Here is a 12,091-nt window from a genome sequence, read left to right on the forward strand (position 1 = left end):
TTGCGAAATCGATTCATTTCACAACGGGATGGTTTTATTTTGGGGTTAGAGGATTTAGAGCTCTTCCCCACGCGTCTCAATCACATGCTTATACCAATGGAACGAAAGCTTTTTCTTACGGTTCAGTCCGTCTTTATGATCGACGTAGATAAAACCGTATTGTTTTTTGAAGCCGTTCAGCCAGCTCAGCAGATCGATTGCCGACCAGGCATAATAACCTTTCAGGTTGATGCCCTGCTGGATGGCTCTTTTAATGACCTTCAAATGCTCTTCAATGTATTTGATGCGCGGGACATCGACGATTTCGCCATCGATGATCGGGTCTTCATCGCCCAGCCCGTTTTCTGTAACATACATTTTGACGTCGCCGTAGCGCGCTTTCAGCATATGGAGCCCGTCCAAAAATCCTTGTGGCGAGATTTCCCAACCCCATTTGGTATAGGTTTTATCATCCATTTTGACTGTCCGGTAATAGCCGTCGAAAGAAGGGCTGCCGGGAACCAAGGTGGAGGTTTCTCTTGAGTGTTCTATCGAAGAAACTGCTTCATGGATTTTCTCCACTCGGATGGGCTGGTAATAATTGAGTCCGATGAAATCGTTATTGTCGGCATTTCTCCGCAAGGTGTCCAGTTCTTCCTGTGTCCAGTCGGGGGTCCATCCTTTTTCATCCAGTTGCTTGACCACATAGGGAGGATACTCGCCTTTTAAGATGGGATCGTAATACCAGTTCGTCTCGTATTCATTGGCGTGCTGTGCAGCTTTCATGTTGTCTTCGCGATTGTCGACGCTATAGGCTGGAAGGAATACGTGGGTAATGCCGATTTCGCCGTATTGCCTCAGCTTTTTATAGGATTCCACTGCCATGGCATGGGCGTAGAAGACGTTATGGGTCGCCTGGAAATATTTCTTTTCGTCGTTTTGGATGCCTGGCGGATGGGCGCCTTTCAAATAGCCTAATCCGCAGAACATGACGGTTTCGTTGAAGGTGATCCAATGTTTGACCCGATCGCCGAAGGAACGGAAACAGGTTTCTGCATAGTTGACGAACGCTCTGGCTGTCCGTTTATTGGTCCACCCGCCATCTTCTTCAAGCGTCAGCGGCAGATCCCAATGATACAACGTAACGAAAGGGACAATGCCGTACTTCAGGCATTCGTCAATCAGGTTGTTGTAGAATTCCAGGCCTTTTTCATTCACTTCGCCATCACCGTCAGGGAAAATACGCGCCCACGAGACAGAAAAACGATACGATTCCAGGCCCATCTCCGCCATTAAACGGATGTCTTCTTTATACCGGTGGTAATGGTCGACGGCGATATCGCCGTTTGTTCCTTCATATGTTTTGCCGGGAATCTTGGAAAAAACGTCCCAGTTGGTCGGCCCTTTGCCGTCTTCATCAGAAGCGCCTTCCACCTGATAGGAAGCGGAAGCTGCGCCGAATAAAAAATCATGTGGAAACTTCAGTTGAACTTCATCATTTTTCATAGTAAAAGCCCTCCATCTGCATTTGTTAATTGAATTATAGCAGTAGAGAGCAGAGAGCGAGAAATAAAGGCGTGTGGAGGAACTTGAAGCAATTCTTTCCACCGTGCATAAGTATTTCTACAAATTGACTTCGCTTAACGGAATGGGTATATTAAATGGCGAAGAAGATGATAGGAGTGAACCGTTTGACCCCGGACGTGGAATTACAGAACTTGGATTTGATTGACTTATTGAGCGAGCGCCATATCGCAACACGGAGAATTTCGGAAAGCGCATGGAATGACGCAAGCGAAATCCATATTTCAAACTCTGAATGGTATATCATGGCCAAAATCTATAAAAAGCAGCCCACCATTGCATCTGTCACTAAAAATGTGGACATTTCCCGCCAAGCGATTCATAAATTCATTAAAAACCTGGCAGCCAAAGGTTTGGTGGAAGTGCAGAATGTGGAGAACAATAGAAAAGAAAAATGCATTCGCTTAACGGCTTTAGGAGAAGAATACTACGAGAAACACGAAGCGCTGAAAATTCAGCTGGAAAATAAAATTGCAGAAAAAATCGGCAAAGACCAAATGAAAGTCCTCAAAGATCTGTTAAGAGCCGATTGGGGAATCTAACCCGAACTGAAGAACGCCCTGCTTCATCAATCCATTGATGAAGCAGGGCGTTCTTTTTTATAAGGAATGTCCAATATGGACTTTTTATGAGGTAGGAAGCGGTTGATCATTCTTGATCAGGTCATTGATCTGCTTATTGATTTCTTCAAAGCTGGTGTCCAAAGCACGGGCAAGTTCTTTAAAGAGAATGATCTGCGTGTTATTCAGCAGTTTGTAGTCGCGTTCGTAAAGTGTCGTCTTCTCAAGCTGGGCATCGAATTTTTTGCGCATCAAGGTATTGACGACTTTTGCGATCTGCAGGCGATCTCCTGAATTGATGAGCTCAGAATATTGCTTCAGCCGTGAGTTTGGCTGTGTTTCCCATTCGGCCCCATCCTGTTTGAAGCTTTCGACGATAGCAAGGGCTTCTTCTTTCTGGAGGAGCTTCAGCATGACCACCTTTTCGTTATCGACAGGTGTGCTGATGGTCACTAAGGTATTCTCCAAAGGATGCAATTTATAATATTTTTTCGTGACACCTGAAACTGTTTCGTCACGAATATCGTCAATTCTACATAGGCCATGGGCGGAATAAATGATGTGGTCTCCAATAGTGAACATTTTTTTCCTCCTAAAATATATCTCAACTTCCTTTATTATAACACAAGTCCACCTAATTGTAAACTTAGTTGACAATTAAGCGGAGCGCTTTTGAAAAGACATACAAATGTCATGGAAAACTGGGTTAGAACAGGCAGAAGCAGGGAATTATAATACGAGGCGACTTACGGGCTGCCAAAGTGGAGGTATAAGAAAAATGAAGACGATAGAAGAAGCAAAGCGTTTGATCATCGCCGAAAAACTGAAGCATTATAATGAGCGCTTGGCTGACATGGAGCGGGATTTACAGTTTTTCTATGAAGAGTCAATAGACGATGAAGAGTCCCTTAAAATCATCATGGATCTGCAGGATAAAGTGAAGCAATTAAAAGCAGTGAAAAATAAAGAAAGCCATGAGGCAGTCACTTGAAACTGTCTTTTTTGCTGTCTTCAGGTAAGTCTGATTGATGCGCGATAATGTGCTATTATTAGTAGTGGATTTATTGTGGATATGGACTATCACCGGAACTTAACAGGAGGCAAATACAATGGATAACAATGATTTATTGATCAGACTGCGCTATGCGCTGGATATAAAAAACAATGACATGGTCGAAATCTTCAAATTGGGCGGCGTTGAACTGAGCAAGGAAGAAGTGCTGAAAGTGCTGACGAAAACGCCTGAAAGCGATGAGGAAGACAATGACAGCATCTGGGCCGAACAGGAAACCGACGATTACATCAAAGCGGACGATCATCTATTTGAGTCGTTCTTGAATGGTTTCATCATTTTCAAACGAGGACGTCAGGAGCCGAAACCGGGACAGCCTGAAATCCCAGCATTGACGAACGAGCGCTCCAACAACCTATTGCTGAAGAAAGTGAAAATCGCTTTGCAGCTCACGAGTGAAGATATGCTGGAGATTTGGGATTTGGCTGGTGTAACCGTATCAAGAGGTGAGCTGGGTGCACTGCTCCGGAAAGTGGGCCACAAAAACTATAAAGAATGCGGCGATCGCTACGCACGGAACTTCCTTAAGGGCTTGGCGATCAAGTATAGAAAATGAGCTGGTTAACAGATCTATAAGCGGTAGGGGTGAAAGGGTTCGGGAAGAGTTATTCCGAATCCTTTTTTTCAGTTGCGAGCAGCTGCAATTCATGGAGAGTTTCTTGCTGAGTCTCTTCCTGCATAAACGATTCAGCAAGAAAGCTGCGCAAGTATTCTTCTTTCCGGCTTTTAGAAAGCTGGGTTTGTTTCAGGAGTTGTCTGGCTTCAAAAAGAAATTCAAGATAGTGTTCGTAGCTTTCGTCAAACTGAGTCTGCAGATCCTGTTTGATTTTTTTCGCAAGCATAGGACTGGCGCCATTCGTTGAAACCGCGATGCTCAATTTGCCTCTTTTGAAATGAGCCGGAAAATGAATATTTCCAGACTCGGCGTCAGTGGAAGCATTGATCAGGCAGTGCGGAGGTGCAGCTTCTCTTGCGGCCGCGTTGACAACGGGGTCATCGGTGGCGATGATCATCATGAAAGCCTCTTCAGCCTCTTTTGGGTCGAAGTTTTTTGGTTTCCATTGGATTTTACCTTCTTCAGCCCACTGCTTTATTTCCGGTGTCACGGAGGGACTGATTACGGTCAGCACAGCTCCACTGTCCAGCAAAGCGTTCAGCTTCCGTTTGGCGATGCGTCCGCCGCCCACTACAATCACTTTTTTTTCTGCCAACTCAATCATGATGGGAAGTACCGTCATCTTCTCCGCCTCCTTACCTCTCCTAATACTATCAAAAATATTCCTCTCTGCGTTGAACAGAAACTATTCATCAGCTAATCAAAATAATTTTGCTTGCGCTAGCCTTTGGCAGGGCAGCTTTCCTGGAAAAAGTCTAAAAAAAAATTAAAACATAGTTTGACACTCGGAATAGTCTATTATATACTTTGTGAAATCAAACATTTCAAACAATTCTCATCAAAATTGAATATGCGTTCTTATCAAGAGAGACGGAGGGATTGGCCCTTTGATGTCTCAGCAACCCTCCTATAAGGAAACGGTGCTAACTCCAATAGGCTTCATCAGCCTAGAAGATAAGAAGATTGTTTTGTTTTTCCGGACCTTCTTCTTGTCGAAGAGGGTCCTTTTCTTTTTGTTCGAACGCTTTGGAAGTTTGGTTTCAGAATGGTTTCGAAATGAACAGCGCAATTCAAAACTAACCTTGGAGGTAATGAAATGACTAGTAGAGCACACGGTGGAGATTTGGTAAACAGACAGGTGACAGGCACGGAAAGAGAAAAGGCCTTGAAAAATGCAGAATCGCTTTCTTCATTATTCGTTTCGGATTGGGCGATCTCGGATCTCGAACTAATCGGCATCGGAGGCTTCAGCCCATTAACCGGTTTCCTTGGACAAAAAGATTATGAAAGTGTGGTACATACATCGCGCCTCAGCAATGGCACGGTTTGGAGCGTGCCAATTACACTGTCGGTCACCAAAGAAGAAGCGGACAGCTACCAAGTCGGCGACGAAATTGCGCTGAAAGGCGAAGACGGTGTGATTTACGGAACACTCGCACTGAAGGAGAAATACGCTTACGACAAACGGTTGGAAGCGGAAAAAATCTACGGAACGACCGAAGAAGCACATGCAGGTGTTAAGAAATTATACGAACGCGGCGATGTGTACCTGGCCGGACCGATCACTTTATTGAATCGTCCGGATCACAGCGAATTTGAAGAGTTCCATTTGGATCCGGTTGAAACGCGTCAGTTGTTCCAGGATTTGGGCTGGAAGACGATTGTCGGTTTCCAGACGCGCAACCCGGTGCACCGGGCACATGAGTACATCCAGAAAGCAGCATTGGAAGTGGTTGACGGATTGCTGTTGAACCCCCTCGTGGGCGAAACGAAATCCGATGATATTTCAGCAGCGGTACGGATGGAAAGCTACCAGGTCATCTTGAAGCATTACTATCCTGCAGATCGTGCGCGCCTGGCCATCTATCCTGCAGCAATGCGCTATGCGGGACCGAAAGAAGCGGTTCTTCACGCCATCGTCCGCAAGAACTACGGGTGTACACATTTCATCGTTGGCCGCGACCATGCCGGTGTCGGCGATTATTACGGCACATACGAAGCGCAGGAATTCATCAGCCAGTTCGAAGACGAACTGGGCATTCAAATCTTCAAATTCGAGCATTCATTCTACTGCAATACATGCGAAAACATGGCAACAGCGAAAACCTGCCCGCATACGGCAGAAAATCATGTCCATTTGAGCGGTACGAAAGTGCGTGAATTGCTTCGCAACGGGGAGAAGCCACCGAAACAATTTTCCCGTCCGGAAGTGGCGGATGTTCTTATCAAAGGCTTGCGGGAGACCGTAGTAAGTAACTAAGTTGAAGGATGGTTGCCCATGTCAGTCGAAATGATTTTTGTACTAATTGTCATCGTTGCTATGGTCAGTGCCTTGCTGTTTGAAGTCGCCCGTCCGGATATGATCGTGTTCTCTGCATTGGTGGTTTTGCTGCTGTCAGGGATTTTAACGACAGAAGAAGCATTGCGCGGCTTTTCCAATCCAGGAATGCTGACGATTGCATTATTGTTCATCGTTGTCGGTACCGTACAAAAGCATGGCCTGATTGACCAGATGATGATCGGCTGGCTGAACAAGGGCAAAAGCCTGAAAGGGTCATTGTTCCGTATTTTTCTTCCGCTCCCGCTATTTTCGGCTTTCTTGAATAATACGCCGATTGTTGTGACATTGACGCCATTATTGAAGAAATGGTGTGAAGAAAGGAATATTGCACCATCCAAGGTGTTGATTCCTTTATCGTATGTAACGATTTTAGGAGGCACCATCACCTTGATGGGAACCTCGACGAACCTAGTTATTCACGGCATGCTGATCGATTACGGACTGCCAGGATTTTCCCTGTTCCAATTGGCGATTGTCGGCATTCCGATCACCATTGTCGGCTTGATCTATTTATTTACCGTCGGCAATATGCTATTGCCTGAAAATAAGGGGTTCAGCAAGAAGGTCGCTGAAGACTCCCGGAAATACATCGCTGAAATGAGAGTGGAAGAGACGTTTCCATATACCGGTCAAACGGTTGAAGAAGCGAAGCTCCGTGATTTGAAGGGACTGTACCTGATTGAAATCATTCGGAATCATGCCCGGATTTCATCGGTCAGTTCCAAAACCGTTATCCAGGCTGGAGATCGCCTGATTTTTACAGGACTTATTTCCACCATTGCCGATTTGCAAAAAAGAAAAGGCCTGACATTGAAGACGGGAACCGATCTTCAGTTGGAAGATTTGAAAAATGGCAATACACAGCTTGCGGAAGCAGTGGTTTCCCATGAATCTTCGCTGCTGTCGAAGACCATCAAGCAATCCCAATTCCGTTCGCGCTATGATGCCGGTGTTATGGCCGTTCATCGCAATAATGAACGCATCAAAAGCAAAGTGGGCGATATCATTCTGCGGCCGGGCGATACGCTGCTGCTGCTCGCCGGAACGGGTTTTGTGGAAAAGTACCAGCAGTCCAATGACTTTTATGTCGTCTCTTCCATGAAGACACCGAAATCCCTGCAGGAAAGCCGATTCGTGGGTTGGTTTTCATTGCTGGTGCTACTGGGCGCCATTATCCTGGTTGTTGTCGGTTGGTTGAGCATGTTCAAAGCCATGGCATTGGCAGTGCTGATTTTGCTGGTGACTAAATCGATTTCAATGGAAGACGCTAAAAACGATGTGCAGTTCAATGTACTTCTGCTGATCGCCAGTGCATTCGGAGTTGGGGCAGCTATGACCAAAACGGGTTTGGCACAATGGGCGGCAGACGGGCTGTTGGCAATCGGCCAACCATTCGGCCTGCTGGCCATCCTGATTTTAGTTTATCTGCTGACCAGCATCTTTACAGAATTGATCACCAATAGTGCGGCGGCGGTCCTGATGATACCAATCGGCATTGAAATGGCCAGCAATCTGCAGCTTGACCCAATGGGCTTTGCCGTCATTATCGCTATTTCCGCATCCGCCAGTTTCATCACACCAATCGGCTATCAGACCAATTTGATCGTCTATGGACCGGGTGGCTATAAATTCACAGATTACGTCAAAGTAGGGACACCCCTTAGTATTCTAGTCATGTCGGTTACCATTGGAATCGTATACTATTACTGGTTTTAGGAGGAGAAAAAATGAGCAAATCAACGAATATCGTTTGGCATGAATCCAGTGTTACAAAAAAGGATAGACAGAAATTGAATAATCACAAAAGCGGGGTCTTGTGGTTTACGGGATTATCGGGCTCAGGGAAATCGACGGTATCCGTTGCTCTGGAAAAAGAGATCCACGCACTTGGAATCCGCACCTACCTGTTGGATGGAGACAATGTCCGCCACGGGTTGAATAAAAACCTGGGATTCAGTCCGGAAGACCGGACTGAAAACATACGCCGCATCGGTGAAGTCGGAAAATTGATGAGCGATGCCGGGGTATTGACTTTGACCGCTTTCATTTCTCCGTATCAGGAAGACCGCGATCAAGTCCGTGCGCTGCTTGAAGAAGATGAGTTTATCGAAATTTTTGTGAAGTGCAGTGTGGATGCTTGTGAAGCACGCGATCCGAAAGGCCTGTATAAAAAAGCCAGAGCCGGAGAAATCAAAGGGTTTACCGGCATCGATGCACCCTATGAAGAACCGGTGAAACCTGAAATCGTCATTGAAACCGATAAGCAGTCACTGGAAGAATCGGTTCAAGTGATTATCGATTATTTGAAGAAAACAGGCTACCTGGGCTAATGGCAAGTGGCATTGACCTGAATCGACTGCTCGAAATCAGCCTCTCAGCAGGCCGGGAAATCATGGCGGTTTATGGGCAGGAACTGACTATTGAGGCAAAAGCGGACGATTCGCCGCTGACGATCGCAGATCAGCGGTCTCACCGCGTAATTGATGCAGGGCTGAAGAACATCTATCCGGAAATACCGGTGCTGAGCGAAGAGGGCAGTGAAATTCCTTATGAAGAACGGAAAAACTGGAAGCGGTTTTGGCTTGTGGATCCACTTGACGGCACCAAGGAATTCATCAAACAGAACGGCGAGTTTACAGTTAACATCGCATTAATAGAAGGAAACTATCCAGTTCTCGGCGTTATTTACGTGCCGGCGACCGATGTATTCTATTTTGGTGAAGACAATAAGGGCGCCTATAAACTGGAAGATGCTTCTGCTGAAAGGTTTGAAAACGTTGATGTAATGCGTGAAAAAAGCATTTCCCTATCCGCTGAAAAAACGGGGGATAAAACCCGGATCGTCACGAGCCGCTCTCATATGTCGGCTGAAACACATGAATTTATTGAACGGCTGGCCAATGAAGGGCAATCGATTGAACGTGTATCGGCTGGCAGCTCTCTGAAATTTTGCCTGGTGGCCGAAGGGCAGGCGGATTATTACCCGCGCTTTGCGCCGACGATGGAATGGGACACAGCTGCTGGACAAGCGATTGTCGAAGCGGCAGGCGGACTCGTGCAATGCGCCAAAGATCAAAGCCGATTTTCCTATAACCAGGAAAGCCTGACAAATGGCTGGTTTTTGGCAGCAGGAAAGAACTCATGATTTTGAAGAGCCAAGAAAAGGAGAAAGAAAAATAACACGAGTAAATAAATGATATTTTCAGAGTTTTATTGACAGTTATCTTTTATTGCTTTAGTATTTAGACAAATCATAAAACCTAGTAAACTTATAAGGTATTTCTTATCACGAGAGGTGGAGGGACTGGCCCTTTGAAGCCTCGGCAACAGCTTCAGTCTTTGACTGGGGATAATGTGCCAATTCCAGCAGGTCCCGAACGGATCTGGAAGATAAGAAGACAGGCTTGCTGCAATTGCGCATTGGCTCCCTCTCTTCTTGTTCCATTGGAAGAGAGGGTTTTTATTTTATATTTTATGGCAGGAAATTTATTGTTTTGCTTTCGAAGAAATCGTTCTAGGCGGAATATCTAAAGCATAGTAGTAATTATTGAAAATGCTTAAATCAATTCATGAAAGTTTGAAGGAGGAAGTTAGGATGAGCCACGCTGTTTCGTACGAGCAATTTACTGGAGATCCATTTAAGGAACTGGCACCGACCGATACGCTGAAAGGTGCCGCTGATATTCTGGAATGGGCCTATGATTCCTATGGAGAGAATATTGTCTATGCCTGCAGCTTCGGAGCGGAGGGCATGGTATTGATCGATCTTATTTCCAAGGTGAAAAGCGATGCGGAAGTGGTGTTCCTGGACACCGACGTCCACTTCAACCAAACCTATGAATTGATTGAACGGGTTAAGAAGCGCTACCCGAAATTGAACATCCGCATGAAAAAACCGGAATTGACGCTGGAAGAGCAAGCCAGCCAGTTCGGCGATGAACTGTGGAACAGCCAGCCGGATAAATGCTGCGATATCCGTAAAGTCAAACCGCTTGAACAGACCCTCTCCGGTGCACAGGCATGGATTTCGGGCTTGAGAAGAGAACAGTCGGAAAGCCGCAGCAAAACGGATTTCATCAATAAAGACAACCGCTTCAAATCTGTTAAGGTTTGCCCGCTGATCCACTGGACATGGGACGATGTTTGGCAGTATATCCAACTGAACGGCCTTGAATATAATATTTTGCACGATGAAGGCTATCCGAGCATCGGCTGCAAACATTGTTCATTCGCCGTGACAACGGATGGCGACAGCCGCGACGGAAGATGGAAAGGTTTTGCGAAAACCGAATGTGGCCTGCATACATAATAAGGCCAGCAGGATGATGGAAATCAACGATCAGAAAATGGCGGAATCTTCGTTTCTCTGGTTAAAAAAAGGAGTCTAGGAAGCTTATGAAAAAAGTTTATTTAGTTGGTGCAGGTCCAGGCGACCTTGATTTGATTACAGTGAAAGGGTTGAAGGCCATCCAGAAGGCTGATGTCATCCTTTATGATCGCTTGATAAACCAGGAATTGCTGGACGAAGCGAAAGAACACGCGCAATTGATCTATTGCGGCAAAAAACCCGATAACCATTCATTGAAACAGGAAGAAATCAACGAGCTGCTTTGCCGGTTTGCGCTGCAGGGCAAAACCGTGACACGCCTGAAAGGCGGCGACCCATTTGTTTTTGGGAGAGGCGGAGAAGAAGCGGAAGCACTGGTGGACCATAATATTCCGTTTGAAATTGTTCCGGGAATCACAGCGGGGATCGCGGCGCCAGCCTATGCAGGAATCCCGGTCACCCACCGCGATTACAGTTCGTCCGTAGCTTTTATTTCAGGGGTCAGCAAAGTCGGCGTCGATCAGGATGAATATTGGGAGCATGTCGTTAAAAGTATGGATACATTGTGCATCTATATGGGCGTCAGCAAGCTTCCGGAAATCTGCGGCCGTTTGATGCGCCATGGGTTGAAACCGACGACACCGATTGCATTGATTGAATGGGGTACGACAGAACGGCAGCGGACAGTTACTGGAACGCTTGAGGACATTGTTCGAAACGCCAAGGATTTCGAGAACCCATCGATGATCGTGGTGGGGGAAGTGGTCCGCTTAAGAGACAAATTGCAATGGTATGAGCAGCTGCAGGACGAACAGCAATTCCAGCTTGCCGCCCATGTTGGATAAGGAGATGGTGATATGCAAGCTGTTTTATATGTAAGCCACGGAAGCCGTGTGAAGGAAACACGCCAGGAAGCGATGGCGTTTATGGAGCAGGTTCACTTAAAAGTTGATGTGGCTCTACATGAAACCTGCTTTTTGGAGTTGGCTAGTCCCGATATTGGCGAAGGGATCGACAGTCTAGTCGAACAGGGCGCTACAGCGATTGCCGTCGTTCCAGTTCTGCTTCTGAGTGCCGGACATTATTACGAAGACATTCCAGATGAAGTCAAAAAATCGACATCGCGCTATCCGGACATCCGCTTTACGTATGGAAAACCGCTGGGCGTGCAGGACCGGCTCGTAGAGATTTTAGCCGAACGTCTACAGGAAACGGGCGTGCAACGCTTGCCTGAAGCGAAGGTCCTATTGGTTGGAAGAGGCGGGAAAAGCTCGGAAATCACCCGTTCGGTTGAGGAGATTGCTGCGAAACTGGCAGTGAAAGCAAATGTGGCGAATGTGGACGTCTGCTATTTGGCTGCAGCTGACCCGTCGTTTGATGAAGGATTGCAAGCTTCCATCAATTCCGGCAGCAAACAGATTTTCGTTGTCCCTTATTTATGGTTCACCGGACTTCTGGTGAAATCGATGCAGAAGAAAATCAGCGGATTGTCGTCAGATGAACAGCAGATTATCTTATGTGGATATTTAGGCGATCATCCATCTATGGTGGATGCCCTCGCAGAACGCGTGCATGAAGCGCTGCAAAACGAGCAGCAGCCGGCATGGTGAAC

The 12,091-nt window shown here is 46.4% G+C and carries 13 protein-coding genes and 2 riboswitches; of the genes, 10 read left to right on the plus strand and 3 right to left on the minus strand.

Annotated features, from left to right (window positions below; translation table 11 throughout):
* Positions 1-54 precede the first annotated feature (54 nt).
* Positions 55-1,464, minus strand: coding sequence for a GH1 family beta-glucosidase (locus Q0785_RS02485; protein ID WP_298826111.1), 1,410 nt, complete (start codon positions 1,462-1,464; stop codon positions 55-57).
* Positions 1,465-1,640: 176 nt separating this feature from the next.
* Here Q0785_RS02485 and Q0785_RS02490 point away from each other — a divergent pair, with 176 nt between their 5' ends.
* Complete coding sequence (locus tag Q0785_RS02490; protein ID WP_298824913.1) at positions 1,641-2,105, plus strand: winged helix DNA-binding protein; 465 nt, start codon at positions 1,641-1,643, stop codon at positions 2,103-2,105.
* A gap of 84 nt (positions 2,106-2,189) precedes the next feature.
* On the opposite strand, the gene Q0785_RS02495 is transcribed toward Q0785_RS02490, so the two are convergent.
* Positions 2,190-2,705: a CarD family transcriptional regulator gene (locus tag Q0785_RS02495; RefSeq protein ID WP_223634957.1), complete on the minus strand. Its 516-nt coding sequence runs from the start codon at positions 2,703-2,705 to the stop codon at positions 2,190-2,192.
* Positions 2,706-2,901: 196 nt separating this feature from the next.
* Between Q0785_RS02495 and Q0785_RS02500 the strand changes: the two genes are divergently transcribed.
* Together Q0785_RS02500 and Q0785_RS02505 are read left to right on the plus strand one after the other, a co-directional pair.
* The gene (locus tag Q0785_RS02500; RefSeq protein ID WP_298824923.1) at positions 2,902-3,114 is read left to right on the plus strand and encodes a hypothetical protein; all 213 of its coding nucleotides are present in this window, start codon (positions 2,902-2,904) and stop codon (positions 3,112-3,114) included.
* Positions 3,115-3,232: 118 nt separating this feature from the next.
* Positions 3,233-3,751 carry a DUF1456 family protein gene (locus Q0785_RS02505; RefSeq protein WP_298824925.1) on the plus strand — a complete coding sequence of 173 codons (519 nt, stop codon included), beginning with the start codon at positions 3,233-3,235 and terminating at the stop codon, positions 3,749-3,751.
* A 49-nt stretch (positions 3,752-3,800) separates the two neighbouring features.
* Here the strand turns inward: Q0785_RS02505 and Q0785_RS02510 are convergent, their stop codons facing one another.
* Positions 3,801-4,433, minus strand: coding sequence for an NAD(P)-binding protein (locus tag Q0785_RS02510; protein ID WP_298824927.1), 633 nt, complete (start codon positions 4,431-4,433; stop codon positions 3,801-3,803).
* Positions 4,434-4,666: 233 nt separating this feature from the next.
* Positions 4,667-4,772: riboswitch (SAM riboswitch) on the plus strand.
* A 135-nt stretch (positions 4,773-4,907) separates the two neighbouring features.
* On the opposite strand from Q0785_RS02510, the gene sat reads away from it, so the two are divergent.
* The 7 genes from sat (at position 4,908) to Q0785_RS02545 (ending at position 12,089) form a co-directional block, all read left to right on the plus strand.
* The gene (gene sat / locus Q0785_RS02515; protein ID WP_298824930.1) at positions 4,908-6,071 is read left to right on the plus strand and encodes a sulfate adenylyltransferase; all 1,164 of its coding nucleotides are present in this window, start codon (positions 4,908-4,910) and stop codon (positions 6,069-6,071) included.
* Positions 6,072-6,089: 18 nt separating this feature from the next.
* Positions 6,090-7,868 (plus strand): SLC13 family permease, encoded by a 1,779-nt coding sequence (locus Q0785_RS02520; RefSeq protein ID WP_298824933.1) that lies wholly within the window; start codon positions 6,090-6,092, stop codon positions 7,866-7,868.
* Positions 7,869-7,879: 11 nt separating this feature from the next.
* The gene (gene cysC / locus Q0785_RS02525; protein WP_298824935.1) at positions 7,880-8,482 is read left to right on the plus strand and encodes an adenylyl-sulfate kinase; all 603 of its coding nucleotides are present in this window, start codon (positions 7,880-7,882) and stop codon (positions 8,480-8,482) included.
* Positions 8,482-9,297 carry a 3'(2'),5'-bisphosphate nucleotidase CysQ gene (cysQ, locus tag Q0785_RS02530; RefSeq protein ID WP_298824938.1) on the plus strand — a complete coding sequence of 272 codons (816 nt, stop codon included), beginning with the start codon at positions 8,482-8,484 and terminating at the stop codon, positions 9,295-9,297. The genes cysC and cysQ overlap by 1 nt, the downstream gene beginning before the upstream one ends.
* A gap of 135 nt (positions 9,298-9,432) precedes the next feature.
* Positions 9,433-9,549, plus strand: a riboswitch (SAM riboswitch).
* Between the two features lie 198 nt (positions 9,550-9,747).
* A complete protein-coding gene (locus Q0785_RS02535) occupies positions 9,748-10,461 on the plus strand; it encodes a phosphoadenylyl-sulfate reductase (RefSeq protein WP_298824943.1) in 714 nt (237 codons plus the stop codon).
* Positions 10,462-10,547: 86 nt separating this feature from the next.
* The gene (cobA, locus tag Q0785_RS02540; protein ID WP_298824946.1) at positions 10,548-11,324 is read left to right on the plus strand and encodes a uroporphyrinogen-III C-methyltransferase; all 777 of its coding nucleotides are present in this window, start codon (positions 10,548-10,550) and stop codon (positions 11,322-11,324) included.
* Positions 11,325-11,336: 12 nt separating this feature from the next.
* The gene (locus Q0785_RS02545) at positions 11,337-12,089 is read left to right on the plus strand and encodes a sirohydrochlorin chelatase (RefSeq protein ID WP_298824949.1); all 753 of its coding nucleotides are present in this window, start codon (positions 11,337-11,339) and stop codon (positions 12,087-12,089) included.
* Positions 12,090-12,091 lie beyond the last annotated feature (2 nt).

This window comes from uncultured Planococcus sp. (assembly GCF_947501725.1).
Taxonomy (GTDB): Bacteria; Bacillota; Bacilli; order Bacillales_A; family Planococcaceae; genus Planococcus; species Planococcus donghaensis_C.